Here is a 23,318-nt window from a genome sequence, read left to right on the forward strand (position 1 = left end):
CGGGCGCCGCGTCCGGACCACGGAGCCTCCGGCCGGCTCGCGCGCCCCGGTCGGGGGCGGCGGCGATCGACGCGGATCGACGGAGGACGTGCTCCCACGGCCGGAGCGCACCCCGCGCGGGCGCCCCGGGAGGCGGCTCGGACCTCCCGCGGCGCGGAGGAGGTCCCCGTTCCTCCTAAAATCGGAGGCATGTCGAAAGTGTTGAGCAGTCTGCCCGTGGGCGAGCGTGTCGGAATCGCATTCTCGGGAGGCCTCGACACATCCGTCGCCGTCGCCTGGATGCGCGAGAAGGGCGCGGTGCCCTGCACGTACACGGCCGACATCGGCCAGTACGACGAGCCCGACATCGAGAGCGTCCCGTCCCGCGCGGCCCAGTACGGCGCCGAGATCTCGCGCCTCGTCGACGCGAAGAGCGCGCTGGTCGAGGAGGGGCTCGTCGCCCTGCAGTGCGGAGCCTTCCACATCCGCTCCGGCGGCAAGACCTACTTCAACACCACCCCCCTCGGCCGCGCCGTGACCGGAACCCTCCTCGTCCGCGCCATGCGCGAGGACGGCGTCGACATCTGGGGCGACGGCTCGACCTACAAGGGCAACGACATCGAGCGGTTCTACCGCTACGGCCTGCTCGCCAACCCCCGCCTGCGCATCTACAAGCCCTGGCTCGACGTGCAGTTCGTCAACGAGCTCGGCGGCCGCACCGAGATGTCGGAGTGGCTGGTCGCCCGCGGCTTCCCCTACCGCGACGCCACCGAGAAGGCCTACTCGACCGACGCCAACATCTGGGGCGCCACCCACGAGGCCAAGCGCCTCGAGGAGCTCTCCAGCGGCCTCGAGCTCGTCGAGCCGATCATGGGTGTCGCGTCGTGGCGCGACGAGGTCGAGATCGCCTCCGAGGTCGTCTCGGTGCGCTTCGAGGCCGGCCGCCCCGTCGCGCTGAACGGCGTCGAGTTCTCGGACGCCGTCGCGCTCGTGCTCGAGGCGAACGCGATCGGCGGACGCCACGGACTCGGCGTCTCGGACCAGATCGAGAACCGGATCATCGAGGCCAAGAGCCGCGGCATCTACGAGGCCCCCGGCATGGCGCTGCTGCACATCGCCTACGAGCGCCTGCTGAACGCGATCCACAACGAGGACACTGTCGCCCAGTACCACTCGGAGGGCCGCCGTCTCGGCCGCCTGATGTACGAGGGCCGCTGGCTCGACCCGCAGTCGCTGATGCTGCGCGAGTCCATCCAGCGCTGGGTCGGCTCGGCCGTCTCCGGGGAGGTCACCCTGCGCCTGCGTCGCGGCGACGACTACACGATCCTCGACACGACGGGCCCCGCGCTGAGCTACCACCCCGACAAGCTCTCGATGGAGCGGGTCGGCGACGCCGCCTTCGGCCCCGAGGACCGCATCGGGCAGCTCACGATGCGCAACCTCGACATCGCCGACTCCCGCTCGCGGCTCGAGCAGTACGCGGCCGCCGGCCTCGTCGGCGGTCCGACCGCCGAGCTCGTCGGCGAGCTCGAGATCGGCGAGGCCGACGCGATCACCGAGGGCGGCGGCTCCGCAGCGGCCGATGCGCTCGGACGCGCCACCGACCTGGCCTCGGAGGGTGCGGCGTTCGACGCCGGCACCGACTGACCCCGCCCGTCCGACGCCCCCGCGCGCATCCGTCCCATCGGGACGCGAGGCGCACGGGGGCGTCGTGCTGTGCGGGCCGACCCGGCGCGCCGGCTGCGAGGGCGGGCCCGGCGCGAGAGCGGTGCTCCGGCGTTCGTCGCGCCGGCCGTCAGGGCGCGGAGGATCGGACGAGCGCGAGCGCGGCGTCCACGGTGGCGAGCGACTGCGCCGGATCGACGCGGGCCAGCACGAGCGCGGCCACCAGGAGCGACACGAGGACGTCCGCCTGAGCCGACGCCCACGCCTGCGCGTCGGGCCAGCGGGCCAGCGCTCCGGCGCGCAGTGCGCCCAGCAGCTCGGCCCGGTAGTCGGCGATCACCTCGCGCACGGCGTCGTCGCGTGCGATCGGCGCGCCCGCGGCGTTGAGCAGCAGGCAGCCGCTCCTCGCGGAGAGCGTGCGGGAGTCGGCGAGCGCCGCCCGCAGCCCGGCGAAGTACTCCTCGAGCGCCGTCGGCGACGCCCCTCGCGGATCGACGAGCGGGGCGAGCCGGGGCCGCACCACCTCGTCGAGGTAGCTCTGCACGGCAGCGTCGAAGAGCCCGCGCTTGCTGCCGAAGGCGTGGTAGAGGCTGGAGCGGCGCAGTCCGGTCGCGGACTCCAGGTCCGGGAGCGACGCCTCCTCGAAGCCGCTCTCCCAGAAGACGGCGCGGGCGGCGCGGACGACCTGCTCGGTGTCGAAGCCCTGCGTGCGACCCACGGTGCTCCTCCTGAGGGGTGACAGCTGCGGCGCCGCACTGGCGCGGACCGCTCGCTCCAGTATATTGTGGACTGGTCGTTACACAATCGGTGCGGAGCCCTCCGCATCACGACCATCGCCTGGAGGCCCGCCGTGATCGTTCTCGGACTGGTGCTCGCCGCTCTCGCCGCGGCGCTGCACGTCTACATCTTCGTGCTCGAGTCGGTCCTCTGGACGACCTCGCGCGCCCGATCGACGTTCGGCACGACCGCCGGCGAGGCGGAGGCGACGAAGGAGATGGCCTACAACCAGGGCTTCTACAACCTCTTCCTCGCCGTCGTCACCGTGGCGGGCATCGTCGCCGTCGCGATCGGCGCCACCGCCGTCGGCGCGGCCCTCGTGTTCGCCGGCGCCGGATCGATGGTCGCCGCAGCACTCGTCCTGCTCCTCTCCGCTCCGACCAAGCGCCGCGCCGCGCTGACCCAGATGACCCCGGGTCTGCTCGCGGTGATCGCTCTCGCCGTCGGCCTCGCACTCTGATCCCCTCCGCTCCACCACCACGAAAGGTCCTATGAGCACCGTCACCAGCACCCAGATCCAGCTCGTCCGCCGCCCCGACGGCTGGCCCGTCGCCGAGGACTTCCGGACCGCGACCGTCGAGTACGGCGATCCGGCCGCGGGCGAGATCCGCGTCGAGAACGCCTTCCTCTCGGTCGACCCCTACATGCGCGGCCGCATGAACGACGTGAAGAGCTACACCCCGCCCTTCGCCCTCGGCGAGACCATGACCGGCGGTGCCGTCGGCCGGGTGACCGTCTCCGACGACCCCGCGTTCCCCGTCGGCAGCGCGGTCCTGCACCAGCTCGGCTGGCGCGACGTCGTGCAGGCCGAGTCGTCGCAGTTCCGCGTCGTCCCCGAGATCCCCGGAGTGCCGCTCTCGCTCCGCCTCGGCATCCTCGGGATGACCGGACTCACCGCGTACGTCGGGCTCACCGCCATCGCGGGCATGAAGGAGGGCGACACCGTCTTCGTCTCGGGCGCCGCGGGAGCCGTCGGCTCGGCCGCCGGTCAGATCGCGCGCCTCCTCGGAGCCGAGCGGGTCGTCGGATCCGCGGGTTCGGCCGAGAAGGTCGCCCTGCTGACCGAGAAGTACGGCTACGACGCCGCCTTCGACTACCACTCCGGCCCGGTCCGCGAGCAGCTGGCCGAGGCCGCGCCCGACGGGATCGACGTGTACTTCGACAACGTCGGCGGCGACCACCTCGAAGCGGCCCTCGACGCCTTCCGCGACGGCGGGCGCGCGGCGCTCTGCGGAGCGATCGCCGGCTACAACAGCACCGAGAAGACGCCCGGCCCCGACAACATGGCGAACATCATCACCCGCGGTCTCACGCTGCGCGGATTCACGCTGTCCGGCTACCTCGACCACGCGCCGGAGTTCAACCGGCTGATGGCCGGCTGGTTCGCCGACGGAGAGATCGCCTACGACGAGACCGTCGTCGACGGCATCGACCACGCCGTGGACGCGTTCCTCTCGATGATGCGCGGCGGCAACACCGGGAAGATGGTCGTCCGCGTCTAGCGCCGACCCCGGTGCGGCGGGCGCGGGGAGGGGCACCTCCGGACGCCCGCCGCATCCGTCCTCCGCCTCCCTGACCGGGACCTCCGAGAATGCTCGCGGATCCGCGGGGCCGATCGGTCCGGGCGGTGGCAGACTGCGGACATGAGCACGTTCTCGCACCGGACCGGCGCCTCCGCGCTGGCAGCAGCAGCACTCGTCCTCGTCCTCTCCGGCTGCGCGGGCAACGGCGGAGCCCCGTCCGCGCGGACGCCGCTCCCGACACCGACCGCGACCGCGACCCCGACGTCTTCGCCGACTCCCGCTCCGACGCCGACTCCCACCGTGACCGTGACGGTCACGGCGACCCCCGAGCCCTCGTCGACCGGTTCTCCCGCCGCGGATCCGGCGGCGGCGCGCTGCACGGGCTCCGACCTGACGATGGAGTACCGCCCCGACCCCGACGCGTCGGGTGCCGGGAACAGCGCCTTCGACCTCGTGCTCACCAGCACCTCCTCCTCGGACTGCGCTCTCGCGGGCATCCCCGGCGTCTACGCGACCGACGCCGACGGGAACCGGATCAGCGCGGTCGCCGACGCGTCCGGCCCGAACCCCGATGCTCCCGTGATCCTCGTCCCCGGCACCCGGGCGGACGTCCGGGTCGCCTGGCACTCCCCCGGCGCCTACGGCTGCGCGGTCGGGACCTCCGCGTTCCTCGTCGCCGAGGTCCTCGACGCCCCGGACGGCGCGGTCCGCGCCCCCGCCGAGCTCCAGGTGTGCACCGACGGCACCGTGATGATGGACGCGTCCGCCTACACGCTGCTCTGAGCCCTCGCCGAGCGCGCACGCCTCCTGCGCGGCCCGCTCACCGGGCGCGACCCCTTGACCGGGCGCGGCGCAGCCGGGACCCTCGCACTACACGTCCCCACCCCACCCCGGAGGTCACCATGAAGGTCGGCTCACTCGTTCTCCGTCTCGCCGTCGGCGGGCTCTTCGTCGGACACGGTCTACAGAAGCTGCGGGGCTCGTTCGACGGCCCCGGCCTCGACGGCACCGAGCAGATGATGTCGAGCCTGGAGATGCACCCGGCCCGGCGCAACGCCGTCGCCGCAGCGGTGACCGAGACGGCCGGAGGCGCCGCTCTCGCTCTCGGCGCCGCGACTCCGCTCGCCGCCGCCGGACTCGTCGCCACGATGGTCACCGCCGTGCGCAAGGTGCACTGGAGCAACGGCCTGTGGAACGCGGGCGGCGGGTGGGAGTACAACGCCGTCCTCGTCGCGGCGACGGCCGCGATCGTCGCGGACGGCCCCGGCGCGCTCTCGTTCGACGCCCTGTTCGGCAAGCGCAAGTGGGGAGCCGGCTGGGCGCTGTTCGCCCTGATCGGCGGAGCGGCTGCGTCGACCGCCCTGATCGAGGCCGGGCGGCGCGCCGCGCCGGTCGGAGCGGGCACCTCCGGCTCCGACGACGGCGGGTCGGACGACGACGGCGCCGACTCGACCGCCTCGTAGCCCCGCTCCGCCGCACTGTGCGGGCGCGGTAGCGTCGGAGGCGTGACCGAGACACGCGCCTCCGACTCCGACCGCCCCGAGACCGACGCGCTCGCCCTCTGGCTCGCGGCGGTCGAGCGCCTCGACGCTCAGGACGACCCAGACGGCGTCGTCGAGCGGATGCGCGTCCTCGCAGCCCGCTACCCGGGACACGACGGAGTCGCCGCTTTCGAGCTGGGCGGCGCCCTCGACAGCGCGGGACACGAGGCGGAGGCGGCGGTCGAGTACGAGCGCGCCCTCGCAGCCGGCCTGGATGACGAGCGGCGGGCGCGGTTGACGATCCAGTACGCCTCGACACTCCGGAACCTCGGCCGCACCGACGAGGCGATCGACCTCCTCGCCGGCGCCGCCGCGCACCCCGCGGTGGGCTCCGCGCGGGAGGTGTTCCTCGCGCTCGCCCTGCACAGCGCCGGGCGCGTCGACGAGGCCCTGCGGATCGCGCTGGAGGCGCTTGCTCCGGGGCTCCCCCGGTACCAGCGCTCCGTCCGCGCCTACGCCGCCGCCCTCACCGACCCCGAGCAGTAGCGCGGACGGCTCCTCCGCCCGGAGGCTCGGCGCGGCGAGCGCTGAGCCTCCATGGGCGCCGACTCAGTCCTCGAGCAGGATCGCGTCGATCTGCCCCATCGCCTGGCGGAGTCCCTCCTCCATGCCCATCTGGACCATCTGCTCGAGCTGCTCGACCGACTCGAAACGGCTGCTGAGGACCATCCGCGTGCGCCCCGGCTCGATCTCGTCGAGGGTGACCGTGGCCCGGGTGATCCCCAGCGCGTCGACCGGGTCGCCGCGCTCGTCGGCGAAGCCGTCCTCGAACTCGAACCGCGTCGGCTCCTCCACCCGGGTCACGCGCCACCAGCCGCGCGCCTGCTCGCCGTCCGGTCCCGTCATGACGTAGGCGCTCCGTCCGCCCTCGACCGGCTCGTGCCGCTCGAAGGTCGCCGGCCAGGTCGGCGGCCCCCACCAGCGCTCGAGGCGGCGCGGATCCGTCCAGAGGAGCCAGACGCGCTCGATCCCCGCGTCGAACTCGGCGGTCACGGTCAGGGTCAGTTCCTCGATGTCCTTCACGGACTGCAGCACGCTCATCGCGCCTCTCCCTCCAGCAGATCCCGCGCGCCGGTCGGCTCGCGGGTGTCACTCCTCGTCGAGGAGGTCCGACATGCGGTCGATCCTCCCCGCCCACAGCTGCTCGTAGGCGTCGAGCAGGCGCGACGCCCGCCGCACTGCGGCGACCTCGCCCTGCACCAGCTGCTCCCGCCCCCTCCTCCGCTTGCGGACGAGTGCCGCCCGCTCGAGGACGGCCACGTGCTTCTGCACCGCCGCGAACGACATCTCGTAGCGCGCCGCGAGTGCGGAGACGGACTGCTCGCCGACCAGCACCCGGGCGACGATGTCGCGGCGGGTGCTGTCGGCCAGCGCCCGGAAGAGCAGGTCGATGTCGGCGTCCATTCGTACAACCATGTGGTTGCACATTAGGGCCGTCCCCTCCCCCGCGCAAGAGCATCCGTCTCCGAGGCGAGCGCACCGACCGGCGCCCGACCTCAGGCGCTCGCGGCATCGAGGGCCTCGGCAGCGGCCGCGAGCACCCAGTCCGGCAGGGGGCGGGCCGCGAACAGCGAGGCGTAGAGCCGGGCCATCGAGTCGTCGGGGTCGAGCCGCAGCGCCTCGTCGAGGTGGAGCCCCGCGAGGCTCGAGACTCCCCTCGCCCACCAGCACCACGCGAGAACGGTGAGCACGGAGGAGCGCGCCTCCTCCGGCGCCAGCGCGGCGGCGCGGGCGAGGAGCCCGGTCGCCCGCGCCAGACGGCCGCGCTCCGGAGCACGCCCGCTGCCGAGCAGCAGGGCCGACAGCTCGAGGTCGTGGTCGTCGTCCGTTCCGGCGCGGGCGTCGTCCACCGCGCCGGGCGGCACTCCCACTCCTGCCTGCGGGCTCCGCGCGATCTGCACGGTCACCCGGTCGCGGAGGGGCGGCGACTGCAGGGTCCGCACGATCAGTCCTTCGCGGCGGACGTCCCGCGGTCCGCTGAGCCAGCGCTCGACGAGCCGTTCCGTGTCGCCGACCAGGGGCGGCCGGCGGAGCACCTCCGCGACGAGCGCGCGATCCTCCTCGGCGACCGGCGGCAGCACGGAGAGCGCGTCGATGTCCAGTGGCTCGTCGGCCACCGCTCGGGCGAGGACGCCGGTCTCGCTCCGCTCGATCTCGAGGAGCGGACGTGGCCTGCGGCACTCCTCGGCGTCCGTGTAGCGCCCCCATCCGTCGGCGGCGATGCAGGCCACGGCGATGATGTCCAGGCGCATGCGCTCCAGGCGCCGGAGCACCGCGTGGCCGAGGTCGAGATGCGGGATCCCCCGCTCCTCGGCGTAGCCCGCACGGGTGCAGACCACCACCAGCACACCGGTGGCCCGCGGCATCGTCTCCATCATGGCCGCGCAGCCGCCCGCCAGCGCCTCCGCCTCCATCCCGCGCAGCGTCTCCGGGAGCGGGATCCGGAAGCCTCCCCCGGCGCGCGTGCCGAGGAACGGCACCACCACGACGGACTCCTCCGGACGGATGCCGATGATGGAGGGGACGGCCGCCAGGAGGTCCTGGATCGCGCTCGCCCGCAGGACTTCGGGATCGCGGCGGCGGGACGGAGGAGCAGGGGTTCGCTGTGTGGATGTCATGTCCGACACCCTGCTCGCGTCGCCGGCGGCGCGAGATCCCGCCGGCCCGGACCGGGGAGAACCGGAGCGGATCGGCGCCTGTGGAGGAGCGCCCGGGGCCGGCGGCTCAGCCGGCCGCGGGAGCCCGCAGCACCTTCGCCATCGGCCGTCCCTTCGCGATCTCGTCGATCAGCTTGTCGAGGTACCGGATGCGCTGCATCAGCGGATCCTCGATCGTCTCGACCCGCACGCCGCAGATCACCCCAGTGATCGCCGAGGCCTCCGGAGGCAGGCGCGCCGCCGCGAAGAACTCCTCGAAGGTCGTCCTGCTCTCGAGGTGCCGGGCCAGCTCCTCGTCCGAGAAGCCGGTGAGCCAGCGGACCGCCTCGTCGACCTCCTCCCTCGTCCGGCCCTTGCGCTCCGCCTTCGCCACGTAGAGGGGGTGCACGTCGGCGAACGCCACGGAGAAGATCCTGCTCATGGCCGGGAAGCGTACTCGCGCGACGCCCGGCGCGGCAGAGGCGCCCGCCCCGCTATCCTCCCCAGTGGCCCTCGCGCCTCCACCCCGCAGCCCACAGAGAGAACCACCGTGAGCCTCCTCCGCACCAAGTCCGTCGAGCAGTCGATCGCCGACACCGATGAGCCCGAGTACAAGCTCAAGAAGTCGCTGACCGCGCTCGATCTCACGGTCTTCGGCGTCGGAGTCGTCATCGGCGCCGGCATCTTCACCCTCACCGGCCGCGCCGCCCACGACATCGCCGGACCGGCGATCGTCCTGAGCTTCGTCGTCGCCGCCTTCGCCTGCGCCCTCGCGGCCATGTGCTACGCCGAGTTCGCCTCCACGGTCCCGGTGTCGGGCTCCGCCTACACCTTCTCCTATGCCTCCCTCGGCGAGCTCTTCGCCTGGATCATCGGCTGGGACCTGATCCTCGAGCTGTTCCTCGGAGCGAGCGTGGTCGCGCAGGGGTGGAGCGCGTACCTCGGGTCGCTGCTGCAGCAGCTGGGAGTGACCCTCCCGCCGGCGCTGACCTACGGCGGCGTGGTCGACGTGCCGGCGATCCTGCTCGTCCTCGTGCTCGGCGCGCTGATGACCTTCGGGATCAAGGAATCGCTGCGCGTCAACCTGGTGCTCGTCGCGATCAAGCTGTTCATTGTCCTGTTCGTCATCATCGCGGGCCTGCAGTTCGTGAACACCGCCAACTACACCCCGTTCGTCCCCGCCGCCGAGCCCTCGCAGTCCGCGTCCGGTCTGACCCAGCCGCTGCTCCAGTTCCTCTCGGGCATCGAGCCGGCCACGTTCGGGGTCGGCGGCATCATCGCCGGCGCCTCCCTGGTGTTCTTCGCCTACATCGGGTTCGACGTCGTCGCGACGACCGCGGAGGAGACCCGCCGCCCCCAGCGCGACCTGCCCATCGGCATCATCGCCTCGCTGATCATCTGCACGGTCCTGTACTGCGCCGTCGCCCTCGTCGTGACCGGCATGGTCCCCTACCGCGAGCTCGACCCGTCGGCCGCGCTCGCCAACGCGTTCGCCTACCACGGGCAGACCTGGATGGCGACGGTCATCTCGGCCGGCGCCGTCGCCGGTCTGACCACCGTCGTGCTGACGCTGCTGATCGGAGCGACGCGCATCATCTTCGCGATGGCGCGCGACGGACTCCTCCCCCGGCGCCTGGCCACCGTCCACCCGCGCCTGCGCACGCCGTGGTTCACCTCCGTGGTCGTGACCATCGTCGTCGCGCTGCTCGCCGGGCTCACTCCGATCGGCGTGCTCGAGGAGATGGTCAACATCGGCACGCTCTCGGCGTTCGTGCTGGTCTCGGTCGGCGTCGTGGTGCTGCGCCGCAAGCGGCCCGATTTGAAGCGCGGCTTCCGGGTCCCGCTGAACCCGTGGCTCCCGCTGCTCTCGGCCCTGATCTGCACCTACCTGATGCTCAACCTCTCGATCGAGACCTGGCTGCGCTTCCTGATCTGGCTGGCCGTGGGCTTCGCGATCTACTTCGCCTACTCGCGCAGCCACGCGAAGATCGGCGAGCAGCCCTAGGGGGCCAGGCCCACCTTCGGCCTGGCCCAGGAGCGTCCGCGCGTGTCCTTGAGGATGTCGTACTCCACCTCGACGTGCGGCTCGATCGCGCTGTACTTGTCGTTCGGGGCACCGATCACGAGCTGGAAGCCGAGACCGCGCCACGCACCGATCGCCCGCTTGGTGAAGTGGGCGTCGGCCTTGATCAGCGCCTCGTCCATGAAGACCGGGGCGTACCGGGGACGGTCGGCTCCCGCGTCGCCGAGCTGGTAGCGCAGCGCTGCCCCGACGATGAAGGCGATCAGCTCCTGCGACTCCCCGCCGGACTTCTCACCGATGTGGTCGTACAGCGCCACGTGCGCTCGGGTGACGGCGTCCACGCGCTCGGCGCTGACCCGGACGTGGTTGCGGACGTCGACGAGGTCGCCGAAGTCGGGCGCGGTGCGCCGCAGCCGCTGGATGAGCCGGGACATCCGCCGGTAGACCTGCTCGCGCTCCTCCTCCGCGGACACGGCCTGGATCTGCGCGCGCACCTCGCGGAGCTCGCGGCGGAAGCGACGGCGCACCTCCGACTGGTTCTCGCGCGTCGTGATCTGCAGGCGGTGGCCGTCGTCGTAGAACGGCAGATCCTGCATGATCACGTTGATCGGCTCGATCCGCTCGCGGATCTCCCGCAGCGAGCGGCCGAGCGTGGAGTCGAAGCTCGTGAGGTCGTTGCCGGAGAGCGTGAGCAGGCTGTCGCGCCACTCGGTCTCGAGCCGGTGCAGGCCGCTGGTCTCGAGGGCGTCGAGCAGCCGCTCGAAGTCGCCCGCGGACGCCTCGGGGTCCGCGAGCAGGTTGGGATTCGGCCAGCGGTCGAGGAAGCCGGCCATGATCCGGCCGGCGCTCTCGCGCTGCTGCTCGTGCGCCTCGGCCGCGGAGCGGCGGTCCTCCGCCAGTCGCTGCGCCGCCGTGGCGAGCGCTGCGTCGAAGCGGACCAGGACGTCCGAGGCGCTGCCGGACGCCGCGGCCTCGGTCAGCGTGAACCGGGCGTCCAGGAAGGCGCGCTGGTCGTCGTCGAGCTCGCGTCCTGCGCGCTCCGCCGCATCGAGAACCGCTTGGCTCGCGTCGACGTCGTCGACCACGACGGCCCACTCCGCCTCGATCCGCTCGCGCTCCACACCGGCGCGCGCGATCTCCTGGCGGAGGCGCTCGTGGCGGCCGCGCAGCCCGTCGATCTGCTCCTGCAGCCCGGCGAGCTCGGGGTTCGCCTCCGCCGCCTCGGCGCCGACCGCCTCCCAGCGCTCCTGCTCGGCGAGCAGCGACTCGACGTCGACCGTCTCCCAGCTCACCAGCGCGAGGCGGGCGTGGCGCGTCATCCGGTCGTCGAGCGCATCGAGGGCCTCCTCCGCCGCCGACGCCGCCGAGACGGCCGCCGCGCTGCGGGCCCGGGCCGCCTCGACCAGGGCGTTCAGCTCGCGGAGTCGACGGGAGTTGGAGAAGCCGAGGACGTTCGCGGCGCCGTGGCCGCCGTGCGCACCGCGCTGCCCCTGCGAGAGCTGACCGGTGAGGGTCAGGGCGAGCCGATGGCGTCCGAGCTCCGCAGCGCTGTCGACGCACACGTAGCCGAAGCGGTCCTCGAGCCGGTCCTGCAGCCAGCCGGTGAAGGCGGTGGCGCGGTAGTCGAGGCGCCCGGGCAGCGTCTGCGGGTCGAGGCCCCGCACCTCCTCGAGCCCGGTCTCCACGCCCTCGTAGCGGAGCCGGACCGGGAGCCGGACGGAGTCGATGGCGCGGCGGAAGCGGTCGAGGTGGGCGGAGTCGATCATCAGCGTCGTCGCGAAGCCGCCGAGGGCGAGCGTGAACGCCTCGCGCCAGGGCTCGAACTCGGCACGCACCTCGACCAGCTCGCCGACGAAGGGCAGGTCGTCGGCGGTGAGGCCGGCTGCCTCCGCGATCCGCTCGCGCGCCTCGTGCAGAGGCCGGGGGATGCTGTCCCGACGGTCCGAGGCCGAGCGCTGCTCCGCCTCGAGCTCGGCGAGATCGCGCGCCTCGGCCTTCCGCTCGGCGACCGCGTCCGACCAGGCCGCACGGGTGCTGCGCTTGGCGTCGGCCGCGCTCGCCGCCCGGGCGAGCACTGCCTCGAACCGCTCGCGGGTGGTCTCCGGCTCGCCGAGAGCGCGCAGGTCCTCCTCGAGCCGGGCGCGGTTCTCGCGCGCCGCGCCCAGCCGCCGCTCCACCTCGCGGAGCTCGCGCTGGGCCGTCTCGAGGCGGTCGCCGCCGGAGGCCCGCAGCACCTCGGCGAGCCCGTCCCGCTCCGACTCCGCCGCCTCGGCGAGGGCCCGCTTCTCGCGGAGCACGGCGTCGACGGCGCGGGTGCGCTCGCGCAGCTCGAACTCGACGTCGCGCAGCAGGCCGAGGCGCTGCTCAGCGCGCCACAGGGCCGCCGGCGACACCGGGGCGTCGAACTCCCCGAGCGCGTCGATGAGGCGCACGCGCTCCGCGGACGCGGCGATGCGCAGGCGCAGGCCCCGCAACGGCTCGAGCGCCGAGACCTGCTGGCGCGCGGTGAGCATCCGCTGCCGGGTGCTCTCGAGCTCGTCGAAGTGGGCGACGACCGCGTCGGCGGAGGCCAGGGTCTCGGGCTCCTCGAGCACGAGCCGCTTGTAGAGGTCGTCGACGGTCGTGATCTGCTGACCGGCCTGGATGCGGGCGAGCAGGCTCATCGCCTTCGATCCGGCTCCCGCCGCTCCGATGCCGAGCACCGCGTGCAGACGCGCCGAGAACTCGCGGTCGGTGCCGAGCGGATCCAGGCCCGCCGCGCGCAGCGACGCGTCGGAGAAGCGGTGCGCCGCCGCCCGGTCGAGCGCGGCGAGATCGACCGGGCCCTCGGCGCTCGCGCGGATCCGCACGGTCTCCTCGAGCACCCGGGAGCCGGCCGGGACGTACCAGGCGCGGACCGCGCTGAAGCGCGAGCCGTCGTGGTCGACCCAGGTCATCGCGACGGCGGTCCAGGTGTCGACTCCGTCGCCGCGCAGGACGCGCATGGTCGTGCCCTCGTCCGTGCGCGACTCGTCGAGCTTGCCGCGCGCGTAGGAGAGGATGTTGCGCTGGTCCTCGCCGCGCGGACGGCCCGTCACTCCGCCGTTCGAGGCGCCGTTGAACGGCGTGGTGTGCGGCATCATCAGGGCGATGTAGGCGTCCATCAGCGTGGACTTGCCGGAGCCGGAGCCGCCGCAGAGCAGTGTGGCCCCGGGCGAGAAGCGGACCCGGTGCGCGCCGTCGTAGCCGCCCCAGTTGACCAGCTGCAGGTCCTCGGCGAGCCACTGCTGACCGCGGGAGGCGGCGGGGATCAGGCCGAAGAGGGTGTCGAGCATCGTCATCGGGGGTCGTCCTCGGGGTCGGGGGTGTCGTCCTCGGGGAGGTCGTCCTCGGGGAGGTCGTCCTCGGGGGTGTCGTCGTCGGGGGTGTCGTCGTCGGGGGTGTCGTCGTCGGGGGTGTCGTCGTCGGGACCTTCGTCGTCGGGAAGGTCCGCTTCCGCCGGTTCCCGATCCACGGAGCCGGGCTCCTCGGCGAGCGCCGCTCCCCCGGCCGGGGACGCCTCCTCGCTTCTGCGCCCGCGCAGCCAGTCGCTCAGCTCCCGCAGCTTCGGCGCGCTCAGCACGATCTCCACGATCGGGCTGATCCGGTACCGCCCTGCGGACTCCTCGTCGACGATGCCGTCGCGGCCGAGCCGCTCCAGCGCCTTGCGGACCATGCGCTGCCGGCGGGCGGTGTCGCGCTCGGCGTCGGCGAAGTAGCTGAGCACCGTCTGCTCGACCTCCTCGACGTCCACGCGCGCCGACGCCTCGCCGGCCGCCGACTCCCGCTGATGGACCGTGCGCAGGTGCACCAGCACCAGCGTCTCGGCGCGGGTGTAGGGGAGGTCGCGCAACAGCACGGGCATCTCCACCTCGTCGGAGCGCACCTGCTGCTTGTAGGCGACCCCGCGCTCGTGGTCGACGACGAGCCGCACGAACAGGTCGTTCAGCCGCGACTCGATCAGCTGCCGGTGCTCCTGGAGCACGGTCCACTGCTCGCGGTGGCGGTCGGCCAGGAGGAAGCGTCGCTGCAGCACGTGCACGAGCACGCGGCGCACCTCGGTGTCGAGGACGCCGCGGTCACCGGGGAAGAGCTCGTCGGGGTCCTCCTCCATCGACACGGGCGCGATGAACGGATCGGCGGCGGGCTCGTCGGTCGCCGGGGTGTCACTCATCGTCGGTCTCCTCCTGGGTGCGGGCGGTCACGGATCCGAAGGCGAAGCGGCGCACAGTCCCGTCGGGTCGGCGGGCGCTGACCACGGAGTAGCCCTCGCGGTCGACGAGGCCCGTCCGGTGCGCGATCTCGAGCAGCCCGAGCAGGTCGACGGGCCGTCGCGTGTCCTCCGGAGCCGCGCTGAACGCGTCCGCCAGATCGAACTCACCGCCGAGCTCCGACACGTAGGCCTCCAGCTCCGCGTAGCGGGGACCGCCCCAGGCCCGGCTGTCGTCGCCGACGAACTCAGCGTCGCCGTCGTCTCCGGCCAGGGGCGCCGGCCCGCCGGCCGGGCGCACGTCGCCCAGGGTCTGGCGCAGGTGGCCGATCCCGGCGACGGGCAGGTGCCGCAGCGGCGCGACCGGCGCGTCCGGCGAGATCCCGCCCGTCCACTCCTGGAGGCCCGCCATCACGTCGCGCAGCAGCTCGTCCACCTGGCGGTCGCGAGCCGGGTCGTGGGTGCGGACCTGGCCCGTGATGACGTGGGACGCGCGACGCTGCGCGGTCAGGACCTCCTGCACGCCCAGCTCCACCCGCCGGCCGATCGCGGCCAGCTCCCCGCGCTGGGCGGGGTCCATCAGGCGGGAGAACGGCTGCACGAGCACCGTGTGGAGCTGGTCGGCGAGCGCGTCGATGCGCTCGGGGTCGCCCAGGAGGCGGAGGGCTCCGGCGAACGCACGGCCCTCGCTGGTGGCCTGCATCACGTGCTGACCTCGCTCGAGGTACTCCCGCAGCACCTCGCCGGTCGGACGGACGTCGCGGCGCAGGTCCGCGACCACGTCGCGCTGCATCGCCTTGATCGACTCCGCCACCCGCGCGAAGTCGGCCGGCAGCTCGCGGGCGAGGTGCACCACGTTCTCGGCCTCCTCCAGGAGCTGCTCGTCGTCGGCGGGCTCGAGACCGGCGCCCTCCTCGAGGGCCGCGATCTCGGCGTCCAGGCGCGCCCGCTCCTCGCGGAGCCGCGAGAGCCGGGCCTCCGGGTCGGGATCGACGTCCGCGGCCAGCCGCTCGACCGCTTCCAGCAGGGTGCGCACCCGCGAGTTCGAGACGCGCGTGCGTCCGCCACCGGTGCGCCCGGTGATCTCGAGGGCGCTCACGGCATGGGCGCTCAGCCGGTAGACCTCGGCCTCGCCCTCGATCTGCGGCACGAGCCAGCCGACGCGGACCCAGTAGCGGCACACCTCGCGCGCCGTGCCGCTCGGCAGCGCGCGCTCGCCCTCGTCGTACCCGGCCGAGCGCAGCTCCTCGAGCAGCTCCCCCACCTCGGCGTGCGCGTCGGCGACGGCCACCGCCTGCCTGTCGACCGTGAACACGAGCGACAGGGCGGCGACGACGAACGGCGCGTAGCGGCCGTGGAGGAGATCGAGTGTCGGCGTCCGGAAAGCGCCGAGGGAGCGCAGGTAGGCGGCCTCGGCGCGGGAGTTCGACATCGCCCTCAAGGATAGGCGGCGGGCCGGCATCGCGCGGACGAGGCGCCAGGGGCCGTCCCGCTCGCGGACCCGACCTCCTCGGCCCGCCCCGATCCTGCGAGCGGCAGGACGACGGCAGCCGCTCCTCGCCGTTCCGCCGGGGTCGCGATCGCATCGACGCGAGATTCGCCCGACGCCGTCACCGGCCGACAGCCGCCACCCCGCCCGCCGAGCTCTGCGGCACGGGTCCGCACCTCCACAAGGAGAACCCGGTGACCGCGGAGGCGTGCTCCCCCGACTCCGTCGCCGCCGGCCCCCACTCCTGCAGCTCGGTGCACCTGTCCGCCACTGCGGCCTTCCGCACCGACTCGGTCGGCGGAGCGGAGTTCTTCAGCACCAGCAAAGGCGTGCGTCCTGCCGCGATCATCCGGGCGACGTCCTGCTCGGTGAAGACCCGCGCCTGGCCGGAGTAGCCGCCGTCGGTGAGCACGCTCGCGCCGGTCGCCGTGATGATCGGCGCCGAGATCGCCCAGGAGTCGGTGAGGAACAGGGGCGCGCCGTCCACCCCGCCGCCGGCGGCACGAGCGGCGGCGACCAGGCCGGTCTCGTCGGCGGTCATCGAGTCGTGCCCGCCGACCGCGTCCGGCGATGAGACCGCGAACGGAGCCGAGGTCTCGGCCCGCTGCGGGAAGCGCAGACCGACGAGCGCGTCGCCGCCCGACCCGTCGAGGGACGCGTCGAGCACCTGCAGGCTGAACGCGACCGGCCCGGCCAGGATCACGACCGCTGCCGCGAGCGCGACGGGACGACGGCGGGCCACTTCCCTCCGGCTCCCGACCGCTCGTTCCACCGCACCGCCCCTCCGTCGCCGCGCCGCCACCGCGACCACGACGAGCCCTGCTCCGGCGAGCGCCGCGAACGGCAGGCCCAGCACCGCGGGCAGCTGCCCGCCCACGGCGAGCACCGCGCTCCACGCCGTCTGCGCGACGAGGAGGAGCGGCAGCACCAGCCGCGCGACGACCCGGGTCGACGCGAGCAGCCGCACCGCCTCCGCCCAGCCCAGCGCCGCGAGGAGCGCCAGCTGCACTCCGATCGCCGCGACGTAGGCGGTGTGCGGCACCGTCGCCACCGAGAGCACCGCCGCCGCCGTCGCCAGCCACACCGCGGCCAGGACCAGGAGGGCGAACGGACCGCGGGTGCTCCCCCGCCGCGGCCACCAGCGCACCGCCCCCAGGATCAGCCCCGCGAGCGCCGCGGGGTACAGCCAGCCCACCTGGGTCGCGTACTGCGCGAGCAGAAGCTTCACCGGCGACGATCCCGCCGCTCCGCCCATCGCCGCGACGTGGGCGGACGCGACGACGGCGCCGGGCACCGCGCCCGAGATCAGCCGATCGAGCCCGTTGAATCCGAACACCATCGCGAACACGTCGTTCCCCGTCGACCCGTCGATGTACGGCCGGTCGCCCGCGGGCACCGCCTGGATCGCGACCGTCCACGCCACGGAGGCGCCCACCGCGACGGCCAGGAGCCCGCCCGCCCAGGCGAGGGCTCGGCGCCACCCGTGCACCCCGACGAGAGTCGCCACCACGAGCGCCGGCAGGACGAACCAGGCCTGCATCATCTTCGCCTGGAAGCCGATCCCGATGGACAGCCCGGTCATCAGGAGCGGCCACCACCGCCCGGTCAGCACCGCGCGCTGCCACCACACCAGCGCCACGGCGAGTGCCGCCGTGAGCAGCCCGTCCTCCATCGGGTGCCCGAACATCGACACGAAGATCGGCGTGCTCGCCGCCGCTGCCGCCGCGACCAGCCCGAGCCCCCGGCCGCCCCACCGGAGCCCGACGACCGAGCACGCCGCGACCGTGATCAGCCCCTCGATCAGCTGCGGCAGCGCGATCGACGACGTCGACATGCCGAACAGCCGGATGCTCAGCGCCTGCGGCACCGCGAACCCCGCCAGCTTGTCCAGCGTCACCGTGGCGGCGGGATCGAAGGCTCCGAACGCCAGCGCGTGCCACGACTCCGACATCGACCGTGCCGCCGCCTCGTAGAAGACGGCGTCTCCGCCCCGGGCGAGATTCCAGCCGGTGAGGACCGTCGAACCGCACAGGATCGCGAGGAGGGTGAGCCGCGCCCACCAGGGTTCGCGCCACCAGCGGGCGAGCGGAGCGGAGTGGGTCACGTCCACCGACGCTAGGGAGCCGGCCTGCCGCCGCCCTTGCGGGCGGTCGGGGAGACGCCGTGCATGCCGCTCCGGCTTCTCAGTCCGGACGCCGCCGGCACGGCCGACGACCAGGAAGGGTGCCGCGCCGCCCCGGTCACCCTCCAGGGTGCGGACATGCCCCGCTCCATGGCCGACCTCTCCTTCCGCCGCGCCCAGTGGGAGCAGCGCTATGCACCGCACGTGGCTCCCGTGAACCGCTGGGTCGACGAGCTGCGGAACCCTACGGACGCGGCTGGCTGCCCTACGTCGCTCCCCTGCACGGCGGAGTGGAGGCGCGCGTCGTCAGCGTCCTCCGCGATCCCGGCCCCGCCACCCAGGACGGCGTCGGAAGCGGCTTCCTCTGCACCGAGAACGACGACCCGACGGCGGAGCTCATGGCCGGGCTGATGGACGAGGTGGGCCTCGCCCCCGCCGACCTGCTGCCGTGGAACGCCTACCCCTGGTACATCAACCAGGCGCCGAACGCCGAGCAGCTCGACGCCGGCGTCGAGACCGTCCTGCATCTGCTCGCGCTCGCCCCCGACGTCGAGGTGGTCCTCCTGCAGGGCGGCGACGCCGATCACGGCTGGCGGCGCCTCCTCAGGCGGCACCCGGCGATCGAGCGCGAGCGCGGCCTCACGGTGATCCGCACCTTCCACCCGTCGCGACAGGCGCTCTGGGCACGGGATCCCGCCGAGCGGGAGGCGCGCTCCGCCCGACGTCGCGAGGCCTTCGCCGAGGTCGCCGCAGCGCTCCGGTGAGCGGCCCGCAGCCTCACGATGAGGCCCGGAAACGACGGAAGCCCTGACGACGACCAGTGGTCTCATCAGGGCTTTCCGTCGGGCTGACAGGATTTGAACCTGCGACCCCTTGACCCCCAGTCAAGTGCGCTACCAAGCTGCGCCACAGCCCGTGGCAGACCGGGCCGAGGCCCGGGCAACTCGACTACCTTAGCGGATGCCGACGCCGGAAGTGAAAACGAGCGGGCCCCGTAGACTCGCTGCGCGGAACGCGTCGGCACGGGTCGACGCGCCGTCGGCAGCTCGGGAGGCGTCAGCAGTGGATGCGCGGCAGAAGCGATCACAGGTGGCCCTGCACCGGGCCATCATCGAACTCGCGACCGGCCGCGACGTCGCCACCCTCACCGTCTCCGAGATCACGGATCTCGCCGGCGTGAACCGCTCCACCTTCTACGCCCACGCCTCCTCCGCCGCCGAACTGCTCTGCGCCGCCCTGCAGGACGAGCTCGACGCGATCCGCGAGGGCTACCTGCAGCAGCTCCGGAGCGGCGCCGCGACCGACGCGAGCATCCGCGAGGGCACCTCCCGCGTCCTCGGCCACCTGGACGGCCACCGCGACCTCTACCTCCGCGCCTTCGACGCCCCCGGCGGCGACTCGGGCCTCCGCGCGATGCTCGCGGGGCACTTCCGCACCGCCGTCTCCGCGACGCTCGACACCGGGATCCTCGACGTCCCGGCCGCGGACGCACCGCTCGGGTTCCTCGAGGACGCGACGGCCTCGTTCCTCGCGGCGGGCTCCGTCGGCCTGATGGAGCAGTGGCTCCGCCTGCCCGCGCCCCGCGATCCCGGCAGCTACCTCGCCGCCTACCGACGGCTCCTGCCGCCGTGGTGGCCCTTCGCCACCGGCGACTGACCGGCCTCCCGGCCCTGCCGACGCCCGCTCGGAGAGACGACCGCCCGGTTCGAGGGACGCCGCTGGGCCTCCGGCAGCGCCGCGCCGCCCGTCACTCCCGCTCGCGACGAGGTCGACCTGCTCGATCGAGACGCATCGGAGCGGCATCCGCCCCCTCGACTCGACGACCGCTCCTCCCGGAGACGCGGACGGCCCGCGGGAGGAGCTCCCACGGGCCGGACACGGTGCGGCTGCGCTCAGCGCGCGCGCTTCTCGCGGACGCGCATGTTGACGTTCACCGGCGACCCCTGGAAGCCGTAGATCTCGCGCAGGCGGCGCGCGATGTAGCGGCGGTAGCCCGGGTCGAGGAACCCGGTCGTGAAGAGGACGAATGTCGGCGGGCGCGACGAGGCCTGCGTGCCGAAGAGCACGCGGGGCTGCTTGCCTCCGCGGAGGGGGTGCGGGTGCGCCGCGGTGAGCTCGGCGAGGAACGCGTTGAACTTGCCCGTCGGGATGCGCGTGTCCCACGACTCGAGGGCGAGCTCGAGCGCCGGCACGAGCTTCTCGAGGTGGCGGCCGGTGCGGGCCGAGATGTTGACGCGGGGCGCCCACGCCACGTGGGCGAGGTCGGTCTCGATCTCGCGCTCGAGGTAGCGGCGGCGCTCGTCGTCGAGGAGGTCCCACTTGTTGAAGGCGAGCACGAGCGCCCGGCCCGACTCCAGCACCAGGTCGATGATGCGGACGTCCTGCTCCGAGATCGGCTGCGAGACGTCGAGGACGACGACGGCGACCTCGGCCTTCTCGAGCGCCGTCGAGGTGCGCAGCGACGCGTAGAAGTCGGCGCCCTGCTGGAGGTGCACGCGGCGGCGGATGCCCGCGGTGTCGACGAAGCGCCAGACCTTGCCGGCGATCTCGACCTGCTCGTCGACCGGGTCGCGCGTGGTGCCGGCGAGCTCGTTGACGACGACCCGCTCCTCCCCCGCGGCCTTGTTGAGCAGGCTGGACTTGCCGACGTTCGGGCGGCCGAGGATCGCGACGCGGCGCGGTCCGCCGACCTCGCGCTTGGCGACGGCCGACTCCAGAGGGAGCTTCTCGAGCACCGCGTCGAGAAGGTCGGCGACGCCGCGGCCGTGGACGGCCGAGACGGGGCGGGGCTCGCCCAGGCCGAGCGACCACAGCGATGCGGCGTTCGGCTCCTGGCGGGCGTCGTCCACCTTGTTGGCGGCGAGGAAGACCGGCTTCTTCGTCTTGCGCAGCAGCTTCACGACGTGCTCGTCGGTCGCGGTCGCGCCGACGTTCGCGTCGACGACGAAGATGACGGCGTCGGCGAGGTCGATGGCGATCTCGGCCTGCATGGCGACGGAGGCGTCGATGCCGCGGGCGTCGGGCTCCCAGCCGCCGGTGTCGACGATGGTGAACGCCCGGTCGATCCACTCCGCCTTGTAGGACACGCGGTCGCGCGTGACGCCCGGGGTGTCCTCGACGACGGCCTCGCGGCGGCCGAGGATGCGGTTCACCAGCGCGGACTTGCCGACGTTGGGGCGGCCCACGATCGCCACGACCGGGAGGGCGGGGAGGTAGCGGACCTCGTCCGAGTCCTCCCCGGCGAACTCGAGGAGGTCGAGGTCCTCCTCGTCGAGGTCGTAGTCCTCGAGTCCGCTGCGGAGCGCCTGCGCGCGTGAGGAGGCGAGCTGCTCGTCGAGGTCGCCGAGGCGCTCGACGAGGTCGTCGTCTCCGAAGTTCAGCTCGTCGTCACCGACGTGCGTGTCCTGTGCCATGACCGGCCCTTGCTCTCGAAGTTCGGACCTCGGCGACGACCGCGTCGACGGTCTGCTCGAAGTCGAGATGAGTGGAGTCGAGAAGAGTGACTCCTTCTGCGGCGTTCATGAAGTCGACCACCTGCGAGTCGGCGCGGTCCCTCGACCGCAGCGCCTGACCCGTCGCCTCGGCGGATTCCGTGGTGACCTCGCGCGAACGCCTGGCCATTCTAGCCTCTTCGCTCGCCGTCAGCAGGATCCGGACCGGAGCGGTCGGTGCGACGACCGTCGTGATGTCGCGGCCCTCGACGATGATGCCCTCCCGGCGCGTCTCGCCGATGATCCTCCGGAACAGCAGGGTGATCCTCCGACGGACCTCGGGGACCTTCGCCACGGCCGAGACCCGCGCGGTCACCCGGGGCTCGCGGATGGCGGCGGTCACCTCGGTCGGACCGACCCACACCGAGTACGACTCGGGGTCGGTGCCGATGGAGTAGTCGAAGCCGTCGAGCGCGTCGACGATCGCGTCCTGGTCCTCGAAGTCGAGGCCGCGGTCGAGCCCGTGCCAGGCGAGCGCGCGGTAGGCCGCTCCCGTGTCGAGGAACTCGAAGTCGAGGCGGCGGGCGGCAGCCCTCGACACGCTGGACTTGCCGCTGCCGGCCGGGCCGTCGATGGCGACCACGACGGCCTCGCCGAAGTCGCCCTGCTCGGCGGCCTCGGAGCGCGCCTCGCGCTCGGGAGCCGCGCCCCCGTCCTCCGGGATGCTCTGCTGTGCCCGGCGGGCGGGCGTCATCCTGTTCAGGCCGCCCTCCTGCCTGTTCTGCTCGGTGCTCATCCGGCGATCCTCCAGCCGCGTATGGTCAGTTCTTCGGTCAGCGGCGCGACCGCTTCGGGCACCACCGAGATCTCGGCGAGACCCACTCGGCGCCCCTGCGCGTGCTCGAGGCGCACGTCCTCGAGATTGACGCCTGCCTCGCCGATCTCCACCAGGAGCCGCGCGAGGGTTCCGGGAGAGTCGTCGACGAGGACGATCAGGGTCGAGAAGCGCTGGTCCTGGCCGTGCTTGCCGGGCAGGCGCGCCACTCCGGCGTTGCCCGCGGCCAGGTGCTCGGCGAGCACGCGGCGCGAGCCGGGCGCCTCGAGGTCGCGGAGCGCGTCGGCGACCGCGGCGACGTCGTCGCGGAAGGCGTCGAGCACCGCGACGACGTGCTCGCGGTTCGCGGCCAGGATCTGCATCCAGAGCTCGGGGGCCGAGGCCGCCAGGCGCGAGACGTCGCGGACGCCCTGCCCGGCGAGGCGGAGCGCCGCGTTCGGGGCGTCGAGGAGGCGCTGGCCGAGCAGTGACGAGATCACCTGCGGGGCGTGCGAGACGAGGCCGACCGAGAGGTCGTGCTCCTCCGGGTCCATCTCGACGATGGTGCCGCCGAGGTCGAGAGCGAGGCCCTCCACCCGCGCGAGCGCGTCGAGCGCCGTCTCGCCGTCGCGGCAGATCACCCAGGGCCGGCCGACGAAGAGGTCTCCCCGCGCGGCGACCGGTCCGCCGCGCTCGCGGCCGGCCATCGGGTGCGAGCCGATGTAGCGGGCGAGGTCGACGCCGCGGGAGCGCAGCTCGCGCAGCGGCTGGGTCTTGACGCTCGCCACGTCGGTGACGACGGCTCCGGGGTGCGCCGCGAGCTCGCGCTCGACGACGCTCGCGGTGACGTCAGGGGGGACGCAGACGACGACGACGGAGGGCCGGTCGTCGGCGGAGGCGGCGCGGCCGGCCCCGTAGTCGATGGCGAGGGAGAGGCTCGCGGGCGAGGCGTCGTCGAGGACGACGTCGATCCCGCGGGAGGCGAGGCCGAGGCCGATGGAGGCGCCGAGCAGTCCGGAGCCGACCACCCGCACCGTCCCGGTCGTCCGCATCGCGGGCGGCGCGGGGTGCAGGAGCTCGTTCACCCCGA

At 73.5% G+C, this 23,318-nt stretch carries 21 protein-coding genes and 1 tRNA gene; 9 read left to right on the forward strand and 13 right to left on the reverse strand.

Annotated elements, in window-relative coordinates:
* Positions 1-189 precede the first annotated feature (189 nt).
* On the forward strand, positions 190-1,626 hold the full coding sequence (gene argG / locus C5C10_RS07395) for an argininosuccinate synthase (protein WP_104222545.1): 1,437 nt from the start codon (positions 190-192) through the stop codon (positions 1,624-1,626).
* A 148-nt stretch (positions 1,627-1,774) separates the two neighbouring features.
* Here argG and C5C10_RS07400 read toward each other — a convergent pair whose 3' ends face one another.
* On the reverse strand, positions 1,775-2,362 hold the full coding sequence (locus tag C5C10_RS07400) for a TetR/AcrR family transcriptional regulator (protein WP_104238589.1): 588 nt from the start codon (positions 2,360-2,362) through the stop codon (positions 1,775-1,777).
* 132 nt (positions 2,363-2,494) lie between these two features.
* Here C5C10_RS07400 and C5C10_RS07405 point away from each other — a divergent pair, with 132 nt between their 5' ends.
* The 5 genes from C5C10_RS07405 (at position 2,495) to C5C10_RS07430 (ending at position 5,971) form a co-directional block, all read left to right on the forward strand.
* Entirely contained in the window at positions 2,495-2,881 is a 387-nt protein-coding gene (locus C5C10_RS07405) for a DUF1304 domain-containing protein (RefSeq protein ID WP_104325469.1), read from the forward strand.
* 31 nt (positions 2,882-2,912) lie between these two features.
* Positions 2,913-3,923, forward strand: coding sequence for an NADP-dependent oxidoreductase (locus tag C5C10_RS07410; protein ID WP_104222542.1), 1,011 nt, complete (start codon positions 2,913-2,915; stop codon positions 3,921-3,923).
* A gap of 141 nt (positions 3,924-4,064) precedes the next feature.
* The gene (locus C5C10_RS17785; RefSeq protein WP_181073413.1) at positions 4,065-4,727 is read left to right on the forward strand and encodes a DUF4232 domain-containing protein; all 663 of its coding nucleotides are present in this window, start codon (positions 4,065-4,067) and stop codon (positions 4,725-4,727) included.
* A gap of 119 nt (positions 4,728-4,846) precedes the next feature.
* Positions 4,847-5,407: a DoxX family protein gene (locus C5C10_RS07425; protein WP_104238585.1), complete on the forward strand. Its 561-nt coding sequence runs from the start codon at positions 4,847-4,849 to the stop codon at positions 5,405-5,407.
* A 42-nt stretch (positions 5,408-5,449) separates the two neighbouring features.
* A complete protein-coding gene (locus tag C5C10_RS07430) occupies positions 5,450-5,971 on the forward strand; it encodes a tetratricopeptide repeat protein (RefSeq protein WP_258060472.1) in 522 nt (173 codons plus the stop codon).
* A gap of 63 nt (positions 5,972-6,034) precedes the next feature.
* On the opposite strand, the gene C5C10_RS07435 is transcribed toward C5C10_RS07430, so the two are convergent.
* The 4 genes from C5C10_RS07435 to C5C10_RS07450 all read right to left on the reverse strand — a co-directional run bounded on the left by C5C10_RS07435 (position 6,035) and on the right by C5C10_RS07450 (position 8,563).
* Complete coding sequence (locus tag C5C10_RS07435; RefSeq protein ID WP_104222538.1) at positions 6,035-6,526, reverse strand: SRPBCC domain-containing protein; 492 nt, start codon at positions 6,524-6,526, stop codon at positions 6,035-6,037.
* A 48-nt stretch (positions 6,527-6,574) separates the two neighbouring features.
* A complete protein-coding gene (locus C5C10_RS07440) occupies positions 6,575-6,889 on the reverse strand; it encodes an ArsR/SmtB family transcription factor (RefSeq protein ID WP_374953252.1) in 315 nt (104 codons plus the stop codon).
* A 92-nt stretch (positions 6,890-6,981) separates the two neighbouring features.
* Positions 6,982-8,103 carry a DUF4192 family protein gene (locus C5C10_RS07445; RefSeq protein ID WP_146082121.1) on the reverse strand — a complete coding sequence of 374 codons (1,122 nt, stop codon included), beginning with the start codon at positions 8,101-8,103 and terminating at the stop codon, positions 6,982-6,984.
* Positions 8,104-8,209: 106 nt separating this feature from the next.
* The gene (locus C5C10_RS07450) at positions 8,210-8,563 is read right to left on the reverse strand and encodes a DUF2200 domain-containing protein (RefSeq protein ID WP_104247170.1); all 354 of its coding nucleotides are present in this window, start codon (positions 8,561-8,563) and stop codon (positions 8,210-8,212) included.
* A gap of 108 nt (positions 8,564-8,671) precedes the next feature.
* Here C5C10_RS07450 and C5C10_RS07455 point away from each other — a divergent pair, with 108 nt between their 5' ends.
* A complete protein-coding gene (locus C5C10_RS07455) occupies positions 8,672-10,126 on the forward strand; it encodes an amino acid permease (RefSeq protein WP_104222535.1) in 1,455 nt (484 codons plus the stop codon).
* Here the strand turns inward: C5C10_RS07455 and C5C10_RS07460 are convergent.
* From C5C10_RS07460 to C5C10_RS07475, 4 genes are all read right to left on the reverse strand, one after another.
* Complete coding sequence (locus tag C5C10_RS07460; RefSeq protein ID WP_104328930.1) at positions 10,123-13,464, reverse strand: ATP-binding protein; 3,342 nt, start codon at positions 13,462-13,464, stop codon at positions 10,123-10,125. The two genes, C5C10_RS07455 and C5C10_RS07460, sit on opposite strands and share 4 nt — an antisense overlap.
* On the reverse strand, positions 13,461-14,336 hold the full coding sequence (locus C5C10_RS07465; RefSeq protein ID WP_104328931.1) for a DUF4194 domain-containing protein: 876 nt from the start codon (positions 14,334-14,336) through the stop codon (positions 13,461-13,463). The genes C5C10_RS07460 and C5C10_RS07465 overlap by 4 nt, the downstream gene beginning before the upstream one ends.
* Positions 14,329-15,804: a DUF3375 domain-containing protein gene (locus C5C10_RS07470; protein ID WP_104328932.1), complete on the reverse strand. Its 1,476-nt coding sequence runs from the start codon at positions 15,802-15,804 to the stop codon at positions 14,329-14,331. The genes C5C10_RS07465 and C5C10_RS07470 overlap by 8 nt, the downstream gene beginning before the upstream one ends.
* A 178-nt stretch (positions 15,805-15,982) precedes the next feature.
* Complete coding sequence (locus tag C5C10_RS07475; protein ID WP_104328933.1) at positions 15,983-17,965, reverse strand: glycosyltransferase family 39 protein; 1,983 nt, start codon at positions 17,963-17,965, stop codon at positions 15,983-15,985.
* 308 nt (positions 17,966-18,273) lie between these two features.
* Between C5C10_RS07475 and C5C10_RS07480 the strand changes: the two genes are divergently transcribed.
* Complete coding sequence (locus C5C10_RS07480; RefSeq protein WP_219813240.1) at positions 18,274-18,747, forward strand: uracil-DNA glycosylase; 474 nt, start codon at positions 18,274-18,276, stop codon at positions 18,745-18,747.
* 78 nt (positions 18,748-18,825) lie between these two features.
* On the opposite strand, the gene C5C10_RS07485 is transcribed toward C5C10_RS07480, so the two are convergent.
* Positions 18,826-18,899: transfer RNA gene (locus C5C10_RS07485), tRNA-Pro, on the reverse strand.
* 173 nt (positions 18,900-19,072) lie between these two features.
* Here C5C10_RS07485 and C5C10_RS07490 point away from each other — a divergent pair.
* Complete coding sequence (locus C5C10_RS07490) at positions 19,073-19,639, forward strand: TetR/AcrR family transcriptional regulator (protein WP_104222507.1); 567 nt, start codon at positions 19,073-19,075, stop codon at positions 19,637-19,639.
* A 236-nt stretch (positions 19,640-19,875) separates the two neighbouring features.
* Here C5C10_RS07490 and der read toward each other — a convergent pair whose 3' ends face one another.
* From der to C5C10_RS07505, 3 genes are read right to left on the reverse strand one after another with little or no spacing between them, the layout of a single operon-like run.
* Positions 19,876-21,396: a ribosome biogenesis GTPase Der gene (gene der, locus C5C10_RS07495; protein WP_104222506.1), complete on the reverse strand. Its 1,521-nt coding sequence runs from the start codon at positions 21,394-21,396 to the stop codon at positions 19,876-19,878.
* Positions 21,371-22,210, reverse strand: coding sequence for a (d)CMP kinase (gene cmk, locus C5C10_RS07500; protein ID WP_244229618.1), 840 nt, complete (start codon positions 22,208-22,210; stop codon positions 21,371-21,373). Before cmk ends, der begins: the two co-directional genes overlap by 26 nt.
* Complete coding sequence (locus tag C5C10_RS07505; protein WP_104328940.1) at positions 22,207-23,280, reverse strand: prephenate dehydrogenase; 1,074 nt, start codon at positions 23,278-23,280, stop codon at positions 22,207-22,209. Before C5C10_RS07505 ends, cmk begins: the two co-directional genes overlap by 4 nt.
* Positions 23,281-23,318 lie beyond the last annotated feature (38 nt).

The sequence above is a fragment of the Rathayibacter sp. AY1A3 genome (genome assembly GCF_002930975.1).
GTDB lineage: Bacteria > Actinomycetota > Actinomycetes > Actinomycetales > Microbacteriaceae > Rathayibacter.

Coding starts and splice junctions, on each gene's coding strand:
- argG (WP_104222545.1), top strand. CDS start 190: ATGTCGAAAGTGTTGAGCAGTCTGCCCGTGGGCGAGCGTGTCGGAATC.
- C5C10_RS07410 (WP_104222542.1), top strand. CDS start 2,913: ATGAGCACCGTCACCAGCACCCAGATCCAGCTCGTCCGCCGCCCCGAC.
- C5C10_RS17785 (WP_181073413.1), top strand. CDS start 4,065: ATGAGCACGTTCTCGCACCGGACCGGCGCCTCCGCGCTGGCAGCAGCA.
- C5C10_RS07425 (WP_104238585.1), top strand. CDS start 4,847: ATGAAGGTCGGCTCACTCGTTCTCCGTCTCGCCGTCGGCGGGCTCTTC.
- C5C10_RS07435 (WP_104222538.1), bottom strand. CDS start 6,526: ATGAGCGTGCTGCAGTCCGTGAAGGACATCGAGGAACTGACCCTGACC.
- C5C10_RS07440 (WP_374953252.1), bottom strand. CDS start 6,889: ATGGACGCCGACATCGACCTGCTCTTCCGGGCGCTGGCCGACAGCACC.
- C5C10_RS07445 (WP_146082121.1), bottom strand. CDS start 8,103: ATGACATCCACACAGCGAACCCCTGCTCCTCCGTCCCGCCGCCGCGAT.
- C5C10_RS07450 (WP_104247170.1), bottom strand. CDS start 8,563: ATGAGCAGGATCTTCTCCGTGGCGTTCGCCGACGTGCACCCCCTCTAC.
- C5C10_RS07460 (WP_104328930.1), bottom strand. CDS start 13,464: ATGACGATGCTCGACACCCTCTTCGGCCTGATCCCCGCCGCCTCCCGC.
- C5C10_RS07465 (WP_104328931.1), bottom strand. CDS start 14,336: ATGAGTGACACCCCGGCGACCGACGAGCCCGCCGCCGATCCGTTCATC.
- C5C10_RS07470 (WP_104328932.1), bottom strand. CDS start 15,804: ATGTCGAACTCCCGCGCCGAGGCCGCCTACCTGCGCTCCCTCGGCGCT.
- der (WP_104222506.1), bottom strand. CDS start 21,396: ATGGCACAGGACACGCACGTCGGTGACGACGAGCTGAACTTCGGAGAC.
- cmk (WP_244229618.1), bottom strand. CDS start 22,210: ATGAGCACCGAGCAGAACAGGCAGGAGGGCGGCCTGAACAGGATGACG.
- C5C10_RS07505 (WP_104328940.1), bottom strand. CDS start 23,280: ATGCGGACGACCGGGACGGTGCGGGTGGTCGGCTCCGGACTGCTCGGC.